Genomic DNA, 24,146 nt, shown 5'->3' with positions numbered 1-24,146 from the left:
GCGCAGGAATCCGTTCCGCGACGACCGTATCGAGAGGCCCGGCTCCACGTGTTCCGTTCGTGCCTGTTCTGCCTGGCCTGGCTGTTGCTCGCGCTGCCGCTGCATGCCGAAAGCCTGACGCCTTTGCGTACCGCGGACTTGCCGCCGTTGGCGGCCGCGCAGGCGCTGGTCGGCATGGCGGTGATCGATGGGCAGACCGTGGCGGTGGGGCAGGGGCAGGCGTGGCGGCTCGACGATGCGGGCAGGCGCTGGCTGACGGTGGCCTGGCCCGCGGCGATGCCGAACGATGTGTCGCTGATCCAGGATGGCGCTCGCGCTTACCTGGTGTGGCCGGCGCAGGGGCGCACGGCGCTGGCGGAATTGCATCTGCGCAACGATCGCCTCGATGCGACCGCACTCCCTGCGCTGCCGGCGGCATTGGCCGATCCGCGCGGCGCCGTGTCCGCCGATGCGCTGTTCGTGGCCGGCACGGTCGCTGGCAAGGCGCAGGCATGGCGAGCGAATCCGGCCGATCCCCGCGCAGGGTGGACCGATATTCCCGCCTGGCCCGGCCACTCGCCACCGCTATCGCTGGTCGCGCAAGGCCCCAATCTGTTCGTCGCCGTCGCGCACGACGGCAAACAGCAACTGCTGCGCTGGTCGGCCACGAAAGGCTGGACCGAAGCCACCACCATCCCCGGCACGCTGCTGCCCGCCGCCCCGCGCGCGCTGGGCCAGGCCCATCTGCTCTATCTGGTCGGCACGCCGGAAGGCGCGCGCCCGATGACGTACCACAGCATCACCGGCTCCTGGGCCACGCTGCCCGGCGCACAACCGGCGAACGACGCATTGATGGCCGCCGCGCAGGACGGCTTCACCTGGGCCCAGCGCGACGGCGCCGGCTACGCCATCCACACCGCGCAGCTGCAATCCGGCAAGCTGCTGCTGAAGTGGCTGGACTGGGTGGTGATCCTGGTCTATCTCGCCGCGATGTTCGGCATCGGCCTGTACTTCTATCTGCGCGAGAAGCGCAACAACACCGCGAATTTCTTCGTCGGCGGCCGCAGCATTCCGTTCTGGGCGGCGGGCGTAAGCCTCTATGCGGCCAATACCAGCTCGATCAGCTTTATCGCCATCCCCGCCAAGTCCTTCGAAAGCAACTGGACCTACCTCACCAATAACTTGATCGCCGTGCTCGGCCTGGCCTTCGTGGCGGTGTGGATCGTGCCGCTGCTGCGCCGCCTCGACCTGATGTCGGTGTTCTCGTACCTGGAAACGCGCTTCCATCCGGCCATCCGCATGCTGGCCAGCGCGCTGTGCATCCTGACCCAGATCGGCAGCCGCATGAGCGTGATCCTGTTTCTGCCGGCGCTGGCCATCGCCACCATCACCGGCATCAGCGTGAGCTTGAGCGTGGTGCTGATGGGGGTTTTCACCATCGTCTACACCGCGATGGGCGGCATGAAGGCGGTGATCTGGACCGACTTCGTGCAGGTGCTGGTGAAGATGGGCGGCGCGCTGTTCGTGATCGGCTTTATCGTGTGGCATCTGCATGGCGGAGTGGGGCAGTTCATGCACACCGCTACCGCCAACCACAAGATGCACCTGCTGGACTTCAGCTTCGACCTGACCAAGGCGACCGTCTGGGGTTTTCTTTTCCTGGTGCTGTTCGACGTGGTGCTGACCTTCCCCAAGGACCAGGTGCTGATGCAGCGCACCTTGTCGACGGAGTCGGACAAGGAGGCGGGCCGTTCGATCTGGATGTTCGCCGCGATCATGATCCCCGGCGGCTTCGTGTTCTATCTGATCGGCACGGCGCTGTTCGTGTTCTACAAGGACAACCCGGACCGCCTGAATCCCTTGCTGCCCATCGACGCCACGTTCCCGCTGTTCATCGCCGCGGAACTGCCGATGGGCGTGACCGGCCTGATCATCGCCGGCATCTTCGCGGCCGCGATGGCAACGCTGTCGGGCATCATGAACAGCGTGGCGACGCTGATCTCGGTCGACTTCTACGAGAAGCTGGTGAAGAACCCGTCGCCGAAGAAGAGCGTGCTGATGGCGGAGATCATGACGGTGGTGGTGGGGCTGGTCGGCATCGCCACGGCATTGCTGTTGTCGCGCTTCGACATCCACTCGCTGTTCGACGTGTCGATCGAACTGGCGGGCTTGCTGGGTGGCGGCTTCGCGGGCGCCTATACGCTGGGGATGTTCACCCGCCGGGCGAATTCACCCGGCGTGGCGATCGGTATCGCCTCGAGCATCGTGCTCACCTTGATCGCCTGGTCGTTCCACCTGGTGCATCCGTATTTCTATCTGGCCATCTCCATCCTGCTGTGCATCGTGATCGGCTATCTGGCGAGCCTGCTGTTTCCGGCGCCGACGCGTTCGCTGGAAGGCCTGACGATCTACTCAAGACCCAAACGCTAACCGCCACCTGCCCCCTCTCCCCTGCGGGGAGAGGGTTGGGGTGAGGGGGACCTACGGAGCGGCGAAGCAGAGCAGCCTCCGCTTCGTCGAACCTCTTTCGCGAGCACCCGCCCCTCATCTGCCTGCCGGCATCTTCTCCACTAGGGAGCTCCCTATGGCTCTTGACGCTTTTTCCCCGCTCTCCCATCGTCCCCCCGGGGGCAAGACCGATGAGGGCGGCACGTGGAAACGCAATTCCTGAATACCTTTGTCACCGTCGTCGACCAGGGCTCGATGGCGGCGGCGGCGCGCGTGCTCAACGTGACGCCGGCGGCGGTGGCGCAGCAGATCCGCACGCTGGAGCGCGAACTCGGCGCCACGCTGATCGCGCGCGTGGGCCGCACCGTCAGTGTCACCGAGCAAGGCTCGCGCATCCTCGAACGCGCGCGCGAACTGCTGCGCAGCGTCTCGGACCTGCGCAGCGTGGCCAACGACAGCGCCGTGTCCGGCGAGCTGCGCCTGGGCGCCTGTCCCACCGCGCTGGCCGGCATGCTGCCGGACGTATTGGCGCGCATGGTCGATGCGTTCCCGCAGATCAATGTCTTCATCAAGCCCGGCTACTCGGTCGATCTGTATCGCGCCGTGGAAGCGGGCGACCTCGACGCGGCGGTGGTGCTGCAGGCGCCATTTCCGCTGCCCAAGACCTGCGAATGGCTGCTGCTGCGCGAAGAACCGCTGATCGTGCTGGCGCCGAAAAGCATGGCCGGCCGCGATCCGCACGAACTGCTCGCCACCCAGCCGCTGATCCGCTACGACCGTAATCAATGGGGCGGACGCCAGGCCGATGACTATCTGCGCGCGAACGGCATCGTGCCGCGCGAACGCTTCGAACTGAACGCGCTCAATGCGATCGCCGTGATGGTCGACCGCGGCCTGGGCGTGTCCCTGGTGCCGGACTGGGCGCAGCCGTGGCCGGAAGGCCTGCAGCTGGCGCGCATTGCGCTGCCCAATCCGGCGGTGCCGCGGCGCATCGGCATCGTGTGGTCGCGCTCCAGCGTGCGCGTGCGCCTGGTCACCGTGCTGCTGCAGGAAAGCCGCAAGGCGATGCAGGCCAGAGCGCGCTGAGGCAAGCACGTAGCGTGCTGCAACGCCGCATACATCCGCTTGCTTCGTAAGCAACAAAAACTAGCCTCTGAACATAGTCCGCGACGGTTCTACGCCGGCAGCGAAGCGCATAGGCTCGCTCGCAATCCAACGTGGTTGCAGTACGGCCGCCGCAAGCGGTTCGCATAAGAAGACATGGGCCGTCGGGACGCCTGGGGGAGGGCGTCGCCAGTTCGAAGACGAAGCACCGTCCCCGGCGCGCCGCGCGCGCCGACCCGCCGCAAGGCGGTACCAAGACGAGACAAGACATGATCAAGCCACTCACCGCCGCCATCAGCGGCATCCTGCTGGCCTACGCCGTCGGCGCGCCGGCGCAGGATGCACCCGCCGCTGGCGCCGCGCCGGCCGACAGCAGTACGAAGAAGGACGGCAAGGACAAGGACGCGGTCAACCTGCAGCAGGTGATCGTCACCGGCACGCGCAGCCCCAAGGCGATCGACGAGATCCCGGGCGCGATCACCGTGGTGTCGAAGGAAGAAATCCAGCACACCTTGCTGGTGACCGAGGACGCGACGGCGGTGCTGGCGCGCTCGGTGCCGGGCTATGCCGAGTCCTCGCAGGCCATGAGCAATACCGGCGAGACCTTGCGCGGCCGCATCCCGCTGCGCCTGTTCGACGGCGTGCCGCAGGGCTCGCCGCTGCGCGAAGGCACGCGCAACGGCACGTTTACCGACATGGGCATCGTCGGGCGCGTGGAGGTGATCAACGGTCCGTCCGCTTCCGAAGGCATCGGCGCGGCCGGCGGCATCATCAACTACATCTCCAAGACGCCGACCAAGGACGGCGACGAAGTCACCCTCACCACGCGCTACCAGACCCAGGCCCACAGCGACAGCGAAGGCTGGAAAGTCGGCGCCACCTATTCGCACAAACAGCAGGAGTTCGATGCGCTGCTGGCCGCTTCGTATATCGACCGCGGCATCAGCTACGACGGCAACGGCCGCCGCATCGGCCTGAACACCAGCGGTTCGCTGGCCGATTCGGAAACCAAAAATCTATACGCCAAGATCGGCTTCAACTTCGGCGCGGACAACGAGCAGCGCCTGCAGGCCAGCGTCAGCCGCTTCCGCATCGAGGGCAAGGGCGAGTACGTGCAGGTGCTGGGCTGCCGCGGCCCCACCGACACGCCGCCGTGCGCGGTGCCGCGCACCAATACCTCGGAGAAGGGCCATATCTTCGGTTCCAAGGACGCCTTCAACGACTTCAAGCAGTACCAGCTGCAATACACCAACGACAAGTTCTTCGGCGGCTACCTGGACATCAACGCCTACAAGGCCGACCAGTCCATGCGCTACCTGCCGGAAAACACCGAGGACAAGCAGGATCCGCTGATCGCCCCGCTCGGCACGCTGTACGACCAGTCTGAAATCGTGGTGCACAAGAAGGGACTGCGCACCTCGTGGACGCGCCCGGACATCTTCAACGTCACGGGCCTGGAGCTGCACACCGGCATCGACTTCGGCAAGGACCAGGCGCAGCAGCGCCTGGCCCTGACCAGCCGCCTGTGGGTGCCGCCGATGGACTACAAGAGCGTGGCGCCGTACGCGCAGCTGTCCTGGGACGTCGGCCCGGTGACGCTGAGCGCCGGCTACCGCCGCGAGGACGACAAGCTCACCGTCAACAGCTACACCACCACGTACTACCGCAACCGCGTGTTCGTGCAGGGCGGCGGCCTGAAGTACAAGGAAGGGCTGAAGAACTTCGGCGCGATCTGGCGCGTCAACGACCAGTGGTCCACCTTCCTGTCCTACAGCGAAGGCTTCACCCTGCCGAACATCGGCATCCCGCTGCGCAATATCAATACGCCGGGGCAGTCGGTGGACAAGATCCGCGATCTCAATGCGATCGTGTTCAAGAACTACGAGGGCGGCTTCAACTGGCATGGCGAGCACGGCGCGTTCGGCGCCACGCACTATGTGTCGAAGTCGCCGTTCGGTTCCTCGCTGGCGGTGGATCCGCATACCACCGACTTCATCCTCAGCCGCGCGCCGGTGCGGATCGAAGGCACCGAAGTTACCGGCGAATGGCGTTTCGACCGGGACTTCAAGATCACCGGCCTGTACTCGCATATCCGCGGCAAGACCGCGTTCTGGTCGGCCGATCCGGCCGGGCGCTATGGCTCGGGCGGCTTGAACAAGCCGCTGGGCGTGCTGGATATCAATCCCGACAAGTTTGCGGCGGCGGCTACGTGGAAGTTCCTGCCCAACGCCGATGCCACGCTGGGCTTCACCACCTTGTTCAGCCGCCACGTATCCGGCCAGGACACGCGCGCCTATGACGGCGCGCAGTTCAGCTACTCGGAACAGACCAAGGGCTACACCCTGTTCGACCTGGGCGTGAACTACGACCTCGGCAAGCACGGCAAGCTGTCGCTGGGCGTGGAGAACCTGTTCAACCGGCAATACATCCTCAGCTGGTCGCAGCTGGCGGGCTACCAGAATTACTGGGCGGGCCGCGGGCGCATGACCTCGCTGACGTACACCATCACGCTGTGACGAGGTGGTTGGCGCATGGGCGACGGGCCGTCCTGGTGGCGGCCGTTGCCTTGTGCGCGGTGCCCGCGATGGCGGCGCAGGGGCCGTTGCCTTTTGCCGCGGCGAAGGACGAGGGCTTGTCGGCGGAAAGGCTGGAGCGCCTGCATGCCTATCTGCGCGATGCGACCGGCACCGAGGGTTACGTGGGCGCGGTGGCATTGATCGCGCGGCACGGCCGCATCGTCGATTGGCAGGCGTACGGCTATCGCGATCTGGCCCGGCGCGAGCCGCTGCGCCGCGACGATATCTTCCGCATCTATTCGATGACCAAGACGGTAACCACGGTGGCCGTCCTGATGCTGATGGAAGAAGGCAAGCTGTCGCTGGACGATCCGCTGTCGCGCTACCTGCCGGGCTTCGAGCATCCGCGGGTGTTGATGAGCGACGGCAGCGAGCGTCCCGCTGCCAGGCCGGTCACCTTGCATGCATTGCTGACGCACACCGCAGGCTATCCGGCCGGTTTGAAGGGCGACGAGGCCGCGGTCAAGCGGATGGAAAGCATCGATCCGCATGCCGCAGCGGATCTGCGCGGCTTCGCCGAACGCATGAGCCGCGTGCCCTTGGCCGCCGATCCCGGATCGCGCTTCGGCTACGACGGCGCCTCGCTGGAGCTGGTGGCGCGGGTGGTGGAGGTGGTGTCCGGGGAGTCCTTCGAGCGCTTCCTGCGGGAGCGCATCTTCCAACCGCTGGACATGCGCGATACCGGCTTCGCGGTGCCGGAGGCCAAGCGCGCCCGGGTGGTCGACATCACCACCATGGGCGCGAACGGCAAGCTGCGCATCGCGGACGGTCCCAGTGCCGCGCATCCCGGTGCGCCACTGAATGCCTACGCCAGCGGCGCCGGCGGCCTGTATTCCACCGCCGCCGACTACGCCCGCTTCGCGCAGATGCTGCTCGGCCACGGCAGCCTGGACGGCCACACCGTGCTCGGCCGCAAGACGGTGGAGCTGATGCTGCGCAACCACCTCGCCATGCTCGACCCGCCGGTGAATCAGTTCAATGCGGGCGAGGGTTTCGGCCTGGGCGGCTATGTGGTGCTCGATCCCGCACGGCGCGGCCAGCCCGGTTCGCCGGGCCAGTTCGGCTGGTCCGGCGCGGCGTCGACGTATTACACGATCGATCCGCACGAAGACCTGCTCGCCATCCTGCTGCTGCAGCACCTGCCGCGCGAAGACGCGGCCAAGGACCTGCCGCGCCTGAGCCGCGGTTTCTACGCCCTGGTCTACCAGGCGCTGCAGCCATGAAGCGCGGCGTGCTGGTGGCCGGCTCGGCCAATCTCGATTTCGTGGTGCGCGCGCCGCACGTGCCGGCGCCGGGCGAAACCGTGCTCGGCAACGGCTTCGCCACCTTTCCCGGCGGCAAGGGCGCCAACCAGGCGGTGGCCTGCGTGCGGGCCGGCGGCGCGCCCACGCGGATACTGCTGGCCCTGGGCGACGACGTGCATGCGGCGCCGATCGAAGCCTCGCTGCGCGGGGCCGGCGTCGGGCTCGACATCGTGCGCATGCGCGGCACGGCCACCGGCGTCGCCTTCGTCTGCCTGGCGGGCGACGGCGAGAACGCGATCACCGTGGCGCCCGGCGCCAATGCGCGGCTGTTGCCCGAACATCTGCCGCCGCTGGCCGATGTCGGCCATCTGCTGCTGCAACTGGAAACGCCCTTGCCGACGGTGGAAGCCTGGGCGCGGGAAGCACGCCGCGCCGGTGTACAGGTGGCGCTCAACGCCGCACCGGCGCAGGCCTTGCCGCGCAGCCTGCTGGGCGACTGCCAGCTGCTGATCGTCAACGAAGGCGAGCTGGCGGCGATCAGCGGCAGGCAAGGCATCGGCGCCGGCCTCGACGCACTGGACGCCCCCGCCGTGGTGGTCACCCTCGGCGCGCGCGGCTGCTGCGCGCGGGTGGGCGGCGAGTACCTGCTGCAGCCGGGCTTCGCCGTGAATGCCGTGGACACCACCGGCGCCGGTGACACCTTCTGCGGCACCCTGGTCGCCAGCCTGAGCCTGGGCCTGCCGTATCCGGCCGCGTTGCGCCGCATCTGCGCTAGCCTGCACCCGCCTGGGCGCGCAGACCGGCGTGCCGCGGCAGGACGAGGTGCGGCGGCTGCTGGCGGCGCGTCCCGGCGATGCGACCGAAGCGCTCGCCGCCTACGTCGGCATCGCCTGATTCCCTTCCTTACCGATCACGCTTCCCATGACGCCTTCCTCCGAACAGCCGCGCGACGTGAACGCCGACGACGCCAATCCGCCGCCGGTGAAGACCGAATACAAGTTCTCCCACGTCACCACCGGCCGCTACCTGCCCACGCCGGGCAAGGCGCCGGGCTGGCCGTTCGCCGAGATCGGCCACTGGAAGATGGATGTCGACGGCACCGCCGACGACTGGATCGCCGAGCTCAAAGACTGGCGCCGCGAACATCTCACCCGCATCGGCTACGACGATGCCAACTACCGCCGCCCCGAGCTGCAATGGGCGCAGCGCAACTTCGTCCACACGCAGATGATGGTGGAGGACCGCTACTTCTACGATCCGGAGGCCCGCCGCTACACGGTGGACCGCTACCTTGACGATCTGGAACAGCGCTACGGCGGCATCGACAGCGTGCTGCTGTGGTACGTCTACCCGAATATCGGCGTCGACGACCGCAACCAGTTCGACCTGGCGCGCGACCTGCCCGGCGGCCTCGATGGCCTGCGCGGCGCGGTCGAGGATTTCCACCGCCGCGGCGTGCGCGTGTTCCTGCCCACCATGCCGTGGGACAACGGCACGCGCGAACAAGGCCAGCGCGATTGGGAGGCGGCGGCCGAGCTGGTGAAGGTGGTGGGCGCCGACGGCCTCAACGGCGATACCTACAACGGCGTGCCGCGCGCCTTCTTCGATGCCTGCGATGCCGCCGGCCGGCCGGTGGTGCTGCAGCCGGAATCCACCATCAGCGCCGAGGAGCAGCTGATCTGGAACGTGCAGAGCTGGGGCAAGAAGGCGCCGAACGAGGCGGTGCCGCCGGTGGCGAAGTTCAAGTGGCTGGAACCGCGCCACATGATCAACTACGAGAACCGCTGGGGCCGCGAGCGCAACCACGACCTGCAGTACATCTTCTTCAACGGCGTCGGCTACAACGCCTGGGAGAACGTGTGGGGCATCTGGAACCAGCTCACGCCGCGCGATGCGGAGTCGCTGCGGCGCATCGCGGCGATCGAGCGGCAGTTCGCGCCGGCGATGGTGAGCATGGAGTGGCGGCCGTACGAGCGCACTTTGCAGCATGGAATATTCGCTTCGCGCTTTCCGCTGGCCGATTACACCGTGTGGAACCTGGTCAACCGGCACGAGTACGACGTCGACGGCGAGCAGCTGGCCGTGCCGCACCGCGAAGGCACGCGCTACTTCGACGCCTGGCATGGCGTGGCGCTGCAGCCGCGCATCGAGCACGGCCGCGCGGTGCTGTCATTCGCGCTGGAGGCACGAGGGTTCGGCGCCGTGCTGGCGTTGGCGCCGGGTGCGTCGATCGACGGGCTCGATGCTTTCCTCGCACGCATGCGCGGACTCGCAGCAACACCCTTGAGTGCGTATTCCGTCCAGTGGCAGCCGTTGCCGCAGCAGTTGCGCCCGATCGCGGCCACGGCGCCGGCCGCAGCGGCGCCTGAGGGCATGATCGCCATCCCTAGCGGCGACTTCGACTTCGCCGTCGGCGGCATCGAGATCGAAGGCCAGACCTGGGCCGGCAACGACGTGCAGTATCCCTGGGAAAACACGCCGCGCCGCGGCCATCGCCGGCGCATGCAGCTGAAGCCGTACTTTATCGACCGCACGCCGGTGACCAACGCGCAGTTCCATGCGTTCCTGCAGGCCAGCGGCTGGACGCCGGCCGATCCGCACCACTTCCTGCGGCACTGGATCGACGGTGCGCCGCCGGCCGGCTGGGACAACAAGCCGGTGACCTGGGTGTCGATCGAGGATGCGCGCGCCTACGCCGCATGGGCCGGCAAGCGCCTGCCGCACGAGTGGGAGTGGCAGTACGCCGCGCAGGGTACGGACGGCCGCCTTTATCCCTGGGGCAACGCGTGGGACGAAAGCAAGGTGCCCGCCGTCAACCGCGGCCGCACGCTGCGTGCGCCGGACGACGTGGACGCGCATCCGCAAGCTGCCAGTCCGTTCGGCCTGCTCGACCTGGTCGGCAACGTGTGGCAATGGACCGACGAGTATCTGGACGAACATACCCGCGCCGCCGTGCTGCGCGGCGGCAGCAGCCACCAGCCGCGCACCTCGCACTGGTATTTCCCGCAGGCGTACCGGCTGGACCAGCACGGCAAGTACCTGCTGATGGCGCCAAGCAAGGATCGATCGGGCTGCATCGGCTTCCGCTGCGTGGTGGATGCCTCGTGAGCATGGCCGTGCATCTGGAGGGTCTGCTCGGCGAAGCGCTGACCGCGAATGCGCGTGGCCGCCTGTCGCATTTCATCATTGACGAACACAGCCCCGCCATCGCCCTATTCGCGCCCGAGCGGCGCGAACGGAACACCGAGGGCGACTGGTATGGCGAGCACGCCGGCAAGTGGCTCTACGCCACCGCCAAGGCCGCGGCGCGCAGCGGCGATGCGGAGCTGACCGCGCGCCTGCACCGCGTCGCCGATTTCCTGGTGTCGGTGCAGGAGCCGGACGGCTACCTCGGCACCTATGCGCCGGAGCGCCGCTTCATGCGCCCGCAGCCACCCAAGCCGCCGAGCTGGAACGGCGAGCCCAGCGTGCGCACCTGGGATATCTGGACGCATGCCTATCTGGTTCTCGGCCTGCTGGAAGCGCACCGGCATTTCGCCGAGCCGCGCTGGCTCGATGCCGCGCGGCGCATCGGCGACCTGTGCTGGCACACGCTGACCGAAGGCGGCATCGACATCACCGAACTGGGCAATCACTTCGGCCTTTCGGCGACGGTGCTGCTCGATCCGGCGATGGAGCTGCATGCCGCCACCGGCGAGGCGCGCTACCTGGAGCTGGCGAAGCGGGTGCTGGCGCAAGCCAATGCCCATCGCGACCTGGCGCTGCTGCCGCGCATCCAGGCCGGCGCCGATGCGGCGGAGATCGCCACCGGCAAGGCGTACCAGCTGGCGTGGAATCTGGTCGGCCTGGCCAAGCTGTACAAGGCCACCGGCGAGGCGGCGTATCGCGATGCACTGCAGCGCATGTGGACCAGCATCCGCACGCACCACCTGACGCTGGGCGGCGGCCCCTGGGGCGGCGTGGCGCATCGTTCGCGCGAGGTGTTCAACGCGCCGGGTGCGTTCAGCCCGTATGGCTATGTCGAAACCTGTTCCAGCCTGGCGTGGATCCAGCTCAACCGCGAGCTGCTGTCGATCGAAGGCGATCCGAAGTACGCCGAGGAAATCGAGCGCACCGCCTACAACGACCTGCTCGGCGCGCAGGCGCCCAATGGCGAGGACTGGTGCTACTACGTCTTCCCCAACGGCCGGCGCGTGCACACCACCTACTGGCGCTGCTGCAAGTCCAGCGGCGCGATGGCATTAGAGGAACTGCCCGGCGTGGCGTATGCGGGCGATGCGCATGGCGTGGCGGTGAACATCTACGGCCCCGGCAGCGCTTCGTTCGACTGGCCCGGTGCCGGCAAGGTCATTTTGGAACAACGCACCGCCTACCCCTTTCACGGTGGCGTGACCCTCCGTTTGCGCATGCCGTCGTCCGCCCGCTTCCGGCTGAAACTGCGCATGCCTTCCTGGGCCGAAGGCGCCAGGGTCCGCGTCGGCGGCGAATCCATCGCCGCCGCGCCTGGAAGCTACGCCGCCATCGAGCGCGAATGGCAGGACGGCGACGAAGTGATGCTGGATTTCCCCATGGCCGCGCGCGTCCACCGCGCCGTCAACCGCAATGTGCAGGAGTCGCGCGCGCCCGACGGCGAGCCGGTGCTGCAGCAGGTGCTGCGTTTCGAATACCTGGGCCTTACGCGCGGCCCGCTGGTCTACGCCACCAGCCTGATCGACGGCTTCAAGACCGAGGAAACGCTGCGCCTGCCCACCAGCGACCCCACCGACTGGCTCACCGTGCTGCCGCCGGAGGAAGGCGATGCCGCGCCGCTGCTGGAACTGCGCCCGCTGCAGCGCGCACCGCTGCGCTTCGAGCCGTACTACCGCGCGGGCGGCCGCGCCGACGGCGCCTGGCGGCTCACCTGGATGCAGCTCGCGCCGGAGTCCCTGCGGTGAAGCAAGCGATCGTGCTGACAGAACATATCGGGCGCGCCTGTTTCCACGCGCGGCCCCGGCGCAAAGTAGCGGCGACACGACACCAGGAATCACGCGGACTCGCGGCGTATGGAAAGCACTCCACCTGATCCGGCCGGCGCGGCGCGCGGTCCCCTGCATGGCATCCGCGTGCTCGACCTGAGCGCGTATATCGCCGGCCCTTACGCCTGCACCCTGCTCGCCGACCAAGGCGCGGACGTGCTGAAGATCGAACCGCCGGGCGGCGACAACCTGCGCCAGTATCCGTCGACGCTGCCCACCGAAAGCCGCGCCTTCCTCGGCGTGAACCGCAGCAAGCGCGGCATGGTGCTGGACCTGAAAGACCCCGCCGACCACGCCGTGCTGCTGCGCCTGGTGCGCGACGCCGACGTGCTGGTGCACAACTTCCGCCCCAGCGTGCCCAGGCGGCTGGGCATCGATTTCGACCAGCTCGGCGCCATCAACCCGCGCCTGATCTACTGCGCCGTCACCGGTTATGGCGAGACCGGCCCGATGCGCGACAAGGCCGGCTACGACCAGGTGCTGCAGACCATGACCGGCATGTGCGCGCTGCAAGGCAAGCGCGGCGGTCCGCCGGAGATCATCTACGGCTCGGTGGTCGACTACTACGCCGCCGCGCTGCTCGCCGCGGGCGTTTCTTCCGCGCTGTACGAACGCGAACGCAGCGGCCTGGGCCAGTTCGTCGGCGTCTCGCTGCTGCGCGCCGCGCTGACCATGCAGTCCGCCCGCCTGATCTGGGCCGAGGGCGAGGCCCTGGATATCGGCCGCGACATGCGCTCCGGCGGCGTCACCGGCATCCATCCCACCGCCGACGGCCACATCTATATCTCCGCCAACACGCCGCGCTTCTGGCGCGCGCTATGCGAGAAAACCGGCCTGCACGCCCTGGCCGACAACCCCCGCTACGACACCGTGCGCAAGCGCGCCGAACACGCCAGCGAAATCCTCCCGCAATTGCACCAGGCCCTGGCGACCCGCACCGCCCCGGCCTGGGAAGCCCTGTTCGGCGACGAAGTCCCCAGCGCCGCCGCCCGCCGCATCGAAGACATGTTCGAACACCCCCAGGTACTGGCCGAAGGCATCGTCGGCACCATCGAACACCCCGTGGTCGGCCGCTATCACGGCGTCGCCCAATCCATCAAATTCAGCCGCACCCCCGGCCCCCCGCCCTTCGCCGCACCGATGCTCGGGCAGCATACGGATGAAATAAAGCGCAAGTCTTAAGCAAGAAAGCTCGCTTCATAGCCACGTCATGGCGAGCCCCGGCCCCTCACCCTGCCCTCTCCCCGGAGGGGAGAGGGGTGAAGTCGTGAGGCATGCAGGAACGAAGAGCAGAAGCTGGCACCAGTCCTTGAATATCCTCTTCGCCACGGCACGTTGAAGCACCCGCTACGTAAACGCACTGTGGTTTCGTGTAGACCCAGGTTAATCAAGTTACCGCAGCCGCTCACTGCTCCTTCTAGTTGCGTCGCGAGCAGTGGCTCTTAGGCCATTCTCTCTTTGGTTACTTTCTCTTTGGGCCAGCAAAGAGAAAGTGACTCGGGCGCCGGCAGGCGTCCGAAATGCCCGCTGCATAAGCGGCCCGTTCGCGATAACGCGAAAACCAGGCGATACCGCCACTGGATCCCGGCCTACGCCGGGATGACGAGCAAGGAGCAGGCGTCCGAAATGCCCGCTGCATAAGCGGCCCGTTCGCGATAACGCGAAAACCAGGCGATAACGCCACTGGATCCCGGCCTACGCCGGGATGACGAGCAAGGAGCAGGCGCCCCAAATGCCCGCTGCATAAGCGGCCAAGCCGCCACCCCCTCCCCCGAAACGACGCCATTTGCCTCGATCCATGTGGCAACCGCAAACGAAGAAACATTACCCCCAAATTTCAATTTCGTAATTGTGCGCAGCGCTCCCCCATCCCAGCATGCGACCCACCGCACCCCGGCACGGCTGCCACCCAGCCACCGATAGGGGAAATCGGCCGAGGCATGCGTACATCCGCCGGACAAACGTCCACGGACACAAAAAATCTGTTGGGGAGTCGAACGACCATGATCGAAAGATTGCATGGCGGGGCCTCGCGCCACCCGTCCAAGGCACCTGCGCGCCTCGCCATGGCCGCCGCCATCGCCGTAGCCCTGCTGTACGGCGGCGCCGCCTCGGCGCAACAGACCCCGCCCGCGCAGGACAACGGCGCCCCCGCCAAGCCCGGCGAACCGGCCAAGTCCAAGAAGGACGGCAAGAAAGACGACAAGTCCGTGCAGGAACTGGCCGGCGTCACCGTCACCGGCGTGCGTGCCAGCCTGCAGTCGGCCCAGCAGATCAAGCAGAACGCCGACCAGATCGTCGACTCCGTCACCGCGGTGGACATCGGCGCCTTGCCCGACCGCAGCGTCACCGAGACCCTGCAGCGCATCAGCGGCGTCACCATCGACCACTTCATGGCGCGCAACGACCCGGACCACTTCTCCGCCGAAGGCAGCGGCGTGATGATCCGCGGCCTGACCCAGGTGCGCGGCGAACTGAACGGGCGCGACGTATTCAGCGCCAACTCCGGCCGCGGCCTCAGCTTCGAGGACGTGCCGGCCGAGCTGATGGCCGGCGTGGACGTGTACAAGAATCCCTCCGCCGAGATCATCGAAGGCGGCATCGGCGGCACGGTGAACCTGCGCACGCGGCTGCCGTTCGACTCGCCGGGGCGGGTGATCGGTTTCACCGGCGGCGTCAACGAAGGCGATTTCGCCAAGAAGAGCAAGCCGTCGGCCTCGTTCCTCTACAGCAATGTGTGGAAGACCGAGAATCATGGCGAGTTCGGCGCGCTGTTCGACGTGGCCTTCTCCGAGCTGGCCACGCGCTCGGACGGCATCCAGATGGAGCCCTACGTCAAGCGCAACGACGACGCCGTGCTCAAGGGCACCAACTTCGCCAACGTCTATGTGCCCGGCGGCGCCGACTGGCGCACGCTGGATTTCCAGCGCCGCCGCATCGGCCTGGCCGGCGCGCTGCAGTGGCGCCCGACCAAGGACCTGGAGCTGACCAGCCAGGTGCTGCGCTCGGACTACCGCATGCAGTGGGACGAGTTCGGCGGCATCTTCAACGACAGCAGCAACAACGTGCATCCGGCCGACGGCGGCACCTTCAACTACGACAGCAACGGTGTGTTCCAGAGCGGCACGCTGGCGTCCGATTCGTGGCGCGGAAACCTGACCACCGATGGCGTGCGCTTCATGGCCGACCGCCGCTATGCGACGCAGCGCACCATCACCACCGACTGGTCCAACAGCCTCAAGTACAACATCAACGACCAGATGGTGCTGTACGCCGATGCGCAGTTCGTCAAGTCGACCAGCCAGTCGCTGGACTTCACCGTGTTCGACGCCACCTACCTGCCGGGCGTCACCCTGAACGTGCCCACCGGATCGAAGCCGACCATCACCTCCGACCCCGCCTCCTACGCCAGCAATCCGGCGAATTACTTCTGGAGCGCGGCGATGGATCACCACGAGCGGAACAAGGGACTGGAGCGCGCCCTGCGGCTGGACCTCGAATACAACTTCGAGGACAGCAAATGGCTGCGCTACGTGAAATTCGGCGTGCGCGCCACCAGCCGCAGCGAGTTGAACAAGAACAACGGCTACAACTGGGGCGTGGTGTCCGACAACTGGGCCGCCATCGACAGTCCGAGCGGGCTGGCCGACCTGGCCACGTATCTGCCGGGCATGTCCTCGCTGTACACGTATTCGAACTTCTTCCGCGGCAACGCCAGCATGCCGCCGCAGCTGTACTTCCCCAGCGACAAGCTGGTGCGCGACTATCACTACGCCTATCAGCAGCTGCATTCGTTCGGCTCGCCCACGGGCTGGGCGCCGCGCGATATCTATCGCAAGCAGGACGTCAACGATCAGAGCGAGAAGACCAAGTCCGCGTATGGCGTGCTGTACTTTGGCAGCGACGATGCGCTCGGCGTGCCGGTGGACGGCAACGTGGGCATCCGCCTGGTGCGCACCGACGTGGCGGCGAACGGCTACGGCCAGTATCCGGACCTCACCACCAGCGGCGTCGACCCCAGCCTGATGGCCCTGTACCACGGCCAGTATTTCCCGCTGAACTCCAACGGGCACTACAAGAACGCGCTGCCCAGCTTCAACCTGCGCTTCAAGTTCACCGACAGCCTGCAATGGCGACTGGCCGCCTCCCGGGCCATGACCCGCCCGGACTTCACCCAGCTGCAGCCGTACCTGCAGATGGGCGCCACGCTTACCTCGGACAACACCGCGGTGACCAAGTGGACCGGCTCGGCCGGCAATCCGGACCTCAAGCCGATGCGCGCCAACCAGTACGACACCGCGCTGGAATGGTATTTCGCGCCCACCGGCCAGCTGTACGCCACCTTGTTCTACAAGGACGTGCACGACTACATCTCCAACCAGACGCGCACCGAGACCTACAGCGGCCAGCCGTTCGAGGTGACCCGCCCGTACAACATGAGCAGGGGCAAGATCCGCGGCGGCGAACTCGGCTACCAGCAGTTCTTCGACTTCCTGCCGGGCTGGCTGAAGGGCTTCGGCGTGCAGGCCAACTTCACCTACGTCGACAGCAAGGGCGGCACCAACAGCGCCACCGATCCGTACTCCAACGTCACCGTCACCGGCGTGGCGCTGCCGCTGGAAGGCTTGTCCAAGCGCAGCTACAACCTGGTCGGCATGTACGAATTGGGCAACTGGTCGATGCGCCTGGCCTGGAACTGGCGCTCGCGCTACCTGCTGACCGCCAGCGACGTGGCCACCAAGCTGCCGACCTGGTCGGACGACTACGGCCAGCTCGACGGCTCGATCATGTACCGCCTCAACAAGAACGTGCAGGTGGGCCTGCAGACCAATAACCTCACCAACTCCACCACCAAGGTCCTGATGGGCCCGACCAGCTACGCCGACGGCACGATCGACCACCGCCTGTACAACCGCGGCTGGTTCGTCAACGACCGCCGCTACGAGCTGGTGGTGCGCGCGACGTTCTGATGGCGGGCTACGCGGGGAAAGGCGACGGGGGCCGCCTCATGCGGCCCGGCTGGAAAGCGGCGCTGGCGCTGTGCGCGCTGGCGTTCGCCCTGGCGGCGAATGCGCAGGAGGCCGTGCCGTACCGCTATGCCGGCGTGCGCATCGGCGGCGGCGGCTTCGTCAGCGGGCTGGCGTTCCATCCGCGCGAAAAGGGGCTGTACTACGCGCGCACCGACGTGGGCGGCGCGTATCGCTGGGACGACGCGGCGAAGCGCTGGGTATCGCTCACCGACTGGATCGAGGCGAAGGACGAGAACCTGCTGGGGATCGACAGCCTGGCGGTGGATCCGTCGGACGCCGGGCGCGTGTACCTGGCCGCCGGCACCTACACCACGCCGCAGGCGGGCCAGGCTGCGGTGCTGCGTTCTGCCGATCGGGGCAAGCACTTCGAACGCGCCGATCTGCCGTTCAAGCTGGGCGGCAACGAGCTGGGACGCGGCAATGGCGAACGCCTGGCGGTCGACCCGCACGATGGCCGCGTGCTGTTTCTCGGTTCGCGCGACTCCGGGCTGTGGCGCAGCCAGGACTACGGTGAGCATTGGTCGAAGGTGGAAAGCTTTCCCGCCGTGGCCACCTCGCCTTCCGCCAGCGCCGAGAACAAATGGCGCCGCCAGGCCATCGGCATCGTCTTCGTGGTGTTCGAGCCGGCCAGCGGCAAGCCGGGGCGGCCCACCCCCACGCTGTATGCCGGCGTGTCCACGCAGCAAACCAGCCTGTTCCGCTCCGACGATGCTGGCCGCAGCTGGCAGCCCGTAGCGGGGCAGCCCAGCGGCCTGCGGCCGAACCATATGGTGCGCGGCGGCGATGGTACGTATTACCTGAGCTATGGCGACGAGCCCGGCCCCGATGCGATGAGCGACGGTGCGGTGTGGAAATTCGAGCCGGCAACGGCGCGCTGGACCAGGATCACGCCGTGGAAGGACCAGCCGAGCGGCTGGGGCGCGGTGGCGGTCGATCCGCGCGATCCCAAGGTGCTGATGACCGCGACGTTCGCGCACTACGCGCCGAAGGACGAGCTGTTCCGCAGTACCGACGGCGGTGCGCATTGGGCGCCGGTATTTCCGCGCTCCGAGTTCGACCACGGCAACGCCACCTGGACGCGCGACCACACGCCGCATTGGCTGGCCTCCATCGAGATCGACCCTTACGACCCGGACCATGTGCTGTTCGTCACCGGCTATGGCATCTGGGCTTCGCGCGACATGCGCAACGTGGAGCGGGGCGGCACGGTGCATTGGTCGTTCCAGGACGAGGGACTGGAAGAGACGGTGGCGCTGGGCCTGATCAGCCCGCCCGAAGGCGCGCATCTGCTCAGCGCCATCGGCGACCTGGATGGCTACCGTCACGACGAGCTGGATACCGCGCAGCTGCAGTTTGCCGCGCCGCCGCGTTATGCCAACGGCGAGAGCATCGACTTCGCGCAGGCGAAGCCGGCATTGATCGTGCGCAGCGGTTTTCTGCGCAAGCCGTTCGGTGCGGCGATCCGCGCCGCGTGGTCGGAGGATGGCGGCAGGCAATGGCGCGCGTTCGCGAGCGAGCCGCCCGAAGGCGAGGGCGCGGGAAGCATCGCGATCGCGGCCGATGGCGGCGTGGTGGTATGGGCGCCGCGCCATGCGCAGCATGTGTATCTCACGCAGGATTTCGGCAAGCGTTGGACGGTGATCGATGGCCTGGACGGCGATTTGCGGGTGCTGGCAGACCGTGTCGATGCGCGACGCTTCTACGCCTACGACCGCATGAGCGGTGCGCTGTACGCCAGCCACGATGGCGGTGCGCACTTCGCCGCGATGGGCGGCGCGCTTGGCGACGCATCGCGCGGCCGCGCGCAGACACGGGTGCAGGCCGCTCCGGATGAAGCGGGCGTGCTGTACGTCGGCAGCCGCGAAGGCGAATGGCTGCGCGGCGACGACACGGGGCGCGTGCTCAAGCGCTTCGACGGCGTGACCGGCGTCGATGCCTTCGGCTTCGGCAAGGCGGCGCCGGGTTCGCCGAAGCCCACGCTGTTCCTTGCCGGCCGCCTGCACGGCGCGCAAGGCATCTTCCGCTCGCTGGACGACGGCAAGAGCTGGCAGCGCATCGACGATGCGGAGCACCGCTACGGGCGGATCAGTCAGCTCGTCGGCGATCCGCGGATGTTCGGCCGCCTGTACTTCGCTACCAGCGGACGCGGCATCTTCTACGCCGACCCAGCCAGCGAGGTACACCCATGATCGCCGTACTACCCCCTCTCCCCTCCGGGGAGAGGGCTGGGGTGAGGGGCCGTCCGGAGCGCTGCGCCAAGGGCCGCCACACCCTGAAGCTCCTGCTGCTCCTCATTTCTCTGCTCACCACCCCGCTGCTCGCCACCGAACTCCCCCGCATCGCCACCGACCACGGCCGCCACGCCTTGCTCGTCGACGGCAAGCCCTTCCTCATCCTCGGCGCCCAGGTCAACAACTCCAGCAACTGGCCCGCCGTGCTCGACCAGGTATGGCCCGCCATCGACCAGCTGCACGCCAACACCGTGCAGGTGCCGATTGCCTGGGAGCAGATCGAGCCGAAGGAAGGCCAGTTCGATTTCGCCTTCCTCGACACCCTGGTCAACCAGGCCCGCGAGCATCGCGTGCGCCTGATCCTGCTGTGGTTCGCCACCTGGAAGAACAACGGCCCGAGCTATGCGCCAGCGTGGGTGAAGCTGGATGAACACCGCTTTCCGCGCGTGCTGAATCGCGAAGGCCGCCGCCTCAATTCGCTGTCGCCGCTGGCCGGAGCCACGCTGGAAGCGGACCGCAAGGCGTTCGTCCAGCTGATGACGCATCTGCGCAAGATCGACGGCGAGCAGCACACCGTGATCATGATCCAGGTGGAAAACGAGTCCGGCACCTACGGCACCGATCGCGACCACTCGCCGATGGCGGACCAGGCTTTTGCCGGCCAGGTGCCCGAGGCGCTGCTGCATGCGGCCGGCAAGTCCGCCGGCAGCTGGAGCCAGGTGTTCGGCAACGATGCGGCGGAGTTCTTCCACGCCTGGCACGTCGCGCATTTCATCGGCCAGGTCGCCGCTGCGGGCAAGGCGGTGTATCCGCTGCCGATGTACGCCAATGCCGCTTTGCGCGATCCGTTCAATCCCGGGCCGCCCGGTGCCTATGAAAGCGGCGGGCCCACCGACAACGTGCTGCACGTGTGGAAAGCCGCCGCACCCGCGCTGGACGTGCTGGCGCCGGATATCTACCGGCCGGACTACGCGCATTACGCCGCTTATCTGGAGCGCTACGCGCGCAAGGACAATCCGCTGTTCGTGGCCGAAACCGGCAATGACAAGGTCTACGCGCGCTATGTCTATGCGGCGCTCGGCGCCGGGGCCATCGGCTGGTCGCCGTTCGGCATGGATTTCACCGGCTACTCCAACTATCCGCTGGGCGCGCGCAAGCTGGACGACGAAACGATCGGGACCTTCGCCGCCAACTATGGCGTGCTGGCGCCGATGGCGGGCGAACTGGCCGCGGCGGCGTATGCCGGCAAGCTATGGGGTGCTTCCGAGCCGGACGACACCCACGAACAGACGCTGGACCTGGGCGACTGGCAGGTGCATCTGGGCTATGGGCAGCTGCAGTTCGGCACCGAGCCGCCCAAGGGCAATCCCGACCGCTCCGGCGGCGCGCTGATCGCGCAGTTGGCGCCGAACGAATACCTGCTCGTCGCCCGCGACGTCCGCGTGAACTTCCAGCCGGCGCGCGGGCGCAAGCTGGATTTCCTGCTCGACCGCGTCGAGGAAGGCCACTACGACCACGGCCGCTGGATCTTCCGCCGGCTGTGGAACGGCGACCAGACCGACTGGGGTCTGAACGTCATCGGCGAGCCGCGTGTACTGCGTGTGCGGCTGGCCACGTACTGAAGGAACGAGATGCGCATGTCCCCGATCGCCAGCCGCCCGTGGCTGCCGTTGTGCGCGCTGGCGCTGGCCGTGGTCGCCGGTTGCGGCAAGGCGCCGGAGCAGAACGCCGCGGCGCATGCCGCGCCGGTCCAGGCCGGCCACGCCGAGAAACTCGCCGACGGCGTGATCGTCCATCTGGACCATTCCGCACAGCAGGTGCGCCTGCAGGCGGTGGACGAGCGCATCGTGCACGTCACCGCCGTGCCCGACGGCAAGTTCGATCTGCCGGCCAGCCTGATGGCGGTGAAGACCGGCGGGGATGCGCGTTTCACCGTGCACGAAAGCGCCGATGCGGTGACGCTGAAGACCGCGCGCCTTTCGGCCCAGGTGTCATTGCACGATGGCGCCGTCCGCTTCCTGGATGCCAGCGGCAAGCCACTGCTGGCGGAACGGGCCGACGGACGCTCGTTCCAGCCGGAAACGATCGAAGGCAAGCCGTACTACGCCGTGCGCCAGCGCTTCGATTCGCCCGCCGACGAAGCCTTCTACGGCCTGGGCCAGCACCAGAATCGCCAGATGAACTACAAAGGCGAGGACGTGGAGCTGGCGCAGCACAATATGGACGTGGGCATTCCGTTCGTGGTGTCCTCGCGCAACTACGGCCTGCTGTGGGACAACAACTCGATCACCCGCTTCGGCGATGCGCGCGAATACCAGCCGCTCAGCCGGTCACTGAAGCTCTACGACGCCGAAGGCAAAGCCGGCGGCCTCACCGCCAGCTACTACGACGCGGGCGGCACGCTGAAGCTCAAGCGTGTCGAGCAGCAGCCGGATTACCAGTACATCAAGGATCTCGCCCGGTGGCCCTCCGGATCGCCGGCCAGGACCACCGGCAAGGTGGTGTGGGAAGGCAGCATCGAGCCTTCCGTTTCCGGCGTGCACAAGCTGCGGCTGTATGCCAGCAGCTACGCCAAGGTCTGGCTGGACGGCAAGCTGGTCTATGACGACTGGCGGCAGAACTGGAACCCCTGGTACCACAACCTGCGCTTGCCGATGGACGCGGGCAGCCGGCACCAGCTGCGCATCGAATGGTTGCCGAACGAGGGCTATCTCACCCTGCTGCATCTCGATCCGCTGCCCGGCGACGAGCAGAACGAGCTGTCGCTGTTCTCCGAAGCCGGCCATGCGGTGGACTATTACTTCGTGGCGGGCGACAACCTCGACCAGGTGATCGCCGGCTACCGCCAGATCACCGGCAAGGCCACCATGCTGCCGCGCTGGGCTTACGGTTTCTGGCAGAGCCGCGAGCGCTACAAGACGCAAGCGGAGATCCTCGATACCGCCAAGCGCTACCGCGAACTGGGCCTGCCGCTGGACAACGTGGTGGAAGACTGGAGCTACTGGCCGGAGGACGCCTGGGGTTCGCACGATTTCGACACCGCGCGCTTCCCGGATGCGAAGGGCCTGGTCGACCAGCTGCATGCCATGCATGTGCAGCTGATGATTTCGGTGTGGCCGAAGTTCTATCCGGCGACGAAGAACTACCAGGAGCTCGACGCCAAGGGCTATATCTATCGCCGCAACGTGGAAAAGGGCGAGGTCGACTGGATCGGCAAGGGCTATCTCAATGCCTTCTACGATCCGTACGCCGAAGAGGCGCGCCGCATCTACTGGCGGCAAATCCAGCAGAAGCTCGGCGCGATCGGCATCGATGCGTGGTGGCTGGATGCATCGGAGCCGGATACGCATTCCAATCTGGATATCGCCGAGCGCAAGCTGCGCATGGGGCCGACGGCGCTGGGTCCGGGCGCGGCGTTCTTCAACTCGTATCCGCTGCTGCATTCCACCGGCGTGTACGACGGCTGGCGGCGCGACCATGGCGATCGCCGCGCCTTCATCCTCACCCGCTCCTCCTTCGCCGGCCAGCAGCGCAATGCGGCAGCGACGTGGAGCGGCGACGTGGCCTCGCGCTGGAGCAATCTGCACGACCAGATTTCCGCGGGCGTCAATTTCTCGCTGGCCGGCATCCCGAACTGGACGACCGATATCGGCGGCTTCGCGCTGGAGCCGCGTTACGAGAAGCCCGGCGCGGCGGATCTGGACGAATGGCGCGAGCTCAACCTGCGCTGGTTCCAGTTCGGCGCGTTCAGCCCGCTGTTCCGCTCGCATGGGCAGTTTCCGTACCGCGAGATCTATAACCTCGCTGCGCCCGGTTCGCCGATGTACGAGGCCCTGGCCTATTACGACCGCCTGCGTTATCGCCTGATGCCGTATGTCTACACCTTGGCCGGCGATACGTATTGGAAGGACGGCACCATCATGCGCGGGCTGGTGATGGATTTCCCGGGCGATGCGAAGGTGCGCGGCATCGACGACGAGTACCTGTTCGGCCCCGCCTTCCTGGTGGCGCCGGTGACCGAGTACAAAGCCACCTCGCGCGAGGTCTATCTGCCTGCCGGCACGAGCTGGTACGAGTTCCATACCGGCAAGTACCACGAGGGCGGCGCAACCCTGCAGGCCGACGCGCCGCTGGCGCGGATGCCGCTGTTCGTGCGCGCCGGGGCGATCGTGCCGACGGGGCCGCAGATCCAGTACACGGGCGAGCAGCCGGATGCGCCGGTGACCCTGCTGGTCTATGCCGGTGCCGATGGCCGGTTCTCGCTGTACGAGGATGAAGGGACCACGTACGGCTACGAGCAGGGGCGCTACTCGCGTATTCCGCTCAGCTATGACGACAAGGCGAAGACGCTGACGATCGGCAAGCGCGAGGGGGACGGCAGCGGGGCGCCGGCGAAACGGCAGTTCGTGGTTCGGGTGATTCGTGGGGATAAGGCGAATGCGGATGGGGTCGATGCGTCGGGTGACGTGAGCGTCGAATACAACGGCGCGGAACAGTCGATAAAACTGTAACGACGCGT

The 24,146-nt window shown here is 67.2% G+C and carries 11 protein-coding genes and 1 pseudogene; all 12 read left to right on the top strand.

What is annotated here, in order from left to right; all coding sequences use genetic code 11:
* Positions 1-48 precede the first annotated feature (48 nt).
* Complete coding sequence (locus tag FHW85_RS19400) at positions 49-2,409, top strand: sodium:solute symporter (protein WP_168649365.1); 2,361 nt, start codon at positions 49-51, stop codon at positions 2,407-2,409.
* 222 nt (positions 2,410-2,631) lie between these two features.
* The gene (locus FHW85_RS19395; RefSeq protein ID WP_167253000.1) at positions 2,632-3,513 is read left to right on the top strand and encodes a LysR substrate-binding domain-containing protein; all 882 of its coding nucleotides are present in this window, start codon (positions 2,632-2,634) and stop codon (positions 3,511-3,513) included.
* 287 nt (positions 3,514-3,800) lie between these two features.
* Positions 3,801-6,047, top strand: a complete 2,247-nt coding sequence (locus FHW85_RS19390) for a TonB-dependent receptor (protein WP_168649364.1) — start codon at positions 3,801-3,803, stop codon at positions 6,045-6,047.
* 116 nt (positions 6,048-6,163) lie between these two features.
* Positions 6,164-7,330 (top strand): serine hydrolase domain-containing protein, encoded by a 1,167-nt coding sequence (locus tag FHW85_RS19385; protein WP_168649363.1) that lies wholly within the window; start codon positions 6,164-6,166, stop codon positions 7,328-7,330.
* Positions 7,327-8,055: pseudogene (locus FHW85_RS19380) on the top strand (ribokinase); the annotation flags it as partial. The gene FHW85_RS19385 and the pseudogene FHW85_RS19380, both read left to right, overlap by 4 nt.
* A gap of 217 nt (positions 8,056-8,272) precedes the next feature.
* Positions 8,273-10,459: an SUMF1/EgtB/PvdO family nonheme iron enzyme gene (locus FHW85_RS19375; RefSeq protein WP_168649362.1), complete on the top strand. Its 2,187-nt coding sequence runs from the start codon at positions 8,273-8,275 to the stop codon at positions 10,457-10,459.
* A gap of 2 nt (positions 10,460-10,461) precedes the next feature.
* A complete protein-coding gene (locus FHW85_RS19370; protein ID WP_210427868.1) occupies positions 10,462-12,285 on the top strand; it encodes a beta-L-arabinofuranosidase domain-containing protein in 1,824 nt (607 codons plus the stop codon).
* Positions 12,286-12,393: 108 nt separating this feature from the next.
* Positions 12,394-13,548 carry a CoA transferase gene (locus tag FHW85_RS19365; protein WP_168649361.1) on the top strand — a complete coding sequence of 385 codons (1,155 nt, stop codon included), beginning with the start codon at positions 12,394-12,396 and terminating at the stop codon, positions 13,546-13,548.
* An 821-nt stretch (positions 13,549-14,369) separates the two neighbouring features.
* Positions 14,370-17,336, top strand: a complete 2,967-nt coding sequence (locus FHW85_RS19360; protein ID WP_246866820.1) for a TonB-dependent receptor — start codon at positions 14,370-14,372, stop codon at positions 17,334-17,336.
* 38 nt (positions 17,337-17,374) lie between these two features.
* Entirely contained in the window at positions 17,375-19,585 is a 2,211-nt protein-coding gene (locus FHW85_RS19355) for a cellulase (RefSeq protein WP_168649360.1), read from the top strand.
* Positions 19,582-21,249 carry a DUF5597 domain-containing protein gene (locus FHW85_RS19350; RefSeq protein WP_168649359.1) on the top strand — a complete coding sequence of 556 codons (1,668 nt, stop codon included), beginning with the start codon at positions 19,582-19,584 and terminating at the stop codon, positions 21,247-21,249. Before FHW85_RS19355 ends, FHW85_RS19350 begins: the two co-directional genes overlap by 4 nt.
* Before the next feature lie 15 nt (positions 21,250-21,264).
* Positions 21,265-24,138 (top strand): TIM-barrel domain-containing protein, encoded by a 2,874-nt coding sequence (locus tag FHW85_RS19345; RefSeq protein WP_168649358.1) that lies wholly within the window; start codon positions 21,265-21,267, stop codon positions 24,136-24,138.
* The last annotated feature ends 8 nt before the right edge of the window (positions 24,139-24,146 follow it).

The organism is Dyella sp. SG609, assembly GCF_012275375.1.
In the GTDB taxonomy this organism is placed as follows: domain Bacteria; phylum Pseudomonadota; class Gammaproteobacteria; order Xanthomonadales; family Rhodanobacteraceae; genus Dyella_D; species Dyella_D marensis.
Note: the sequence above shows the minus strand (reverse complement) of the source record. Positions and strands in the feature narration are given on the sequence as shown.

Coding starts and splice junctions, on each gene's coding strand:
- FHW85_RS19355 (WP_168649360.1), top strand. CDS start 17,375: ATGCGGCCCGGCTGGAAAGCGGCGCTGGCGCTGTGCGCGCTGGCGTTC.
- FHW85_RS19365 (WP_168649361.1), top strand. CDS start 12,394: ATGGAAAGCACTCCACCTGATCCGGCCGGCGCGGCGCGCGGTCCCCTG.
- FHW85_RS19370 (WP_210427868.1), top strand. CDS start 10,462: ATGGCCGTGCATCTGGAGGGTCTGCTCGGCGAAGCGCTGACCGCGAAT.
- FHW85_RS19345 (WP_168649358.1), top strand. CDS start 21,265: ATGTCCCCGATCGCCAGCCGCCCGTGGCTGCCGTTGTGCGCGCTGGCG.
- FHW85_RS19390 (WP_168649364.1), top strand. CDS start 3,801: ATGATCAAGCCACTCACCGCCGCCATCAGCGGCATCCTGCTGGCCTAC.
- FHW85_RS19360 (WP_246866820.1), top strand. CDS start 14,370: ATGATCGAAAGATTGCATGGCGGGGCCTCGCGCCACCCGTCCAAGGCA.
- FHW85_RS19350 (WP_168649359.1), top strand. CDS start 19,582: ATGATCGCCGTACTACCCCCTCTCCCCTCCGGGGAGAGGGCTGGGGTG.
- FHW85_RS19375 (WP_168649362.1), top strand. CDS start 8,273: ATGACGCCTTCCTCCGAACAGCCGCGCGACGTGAACGCCGACGACGCC.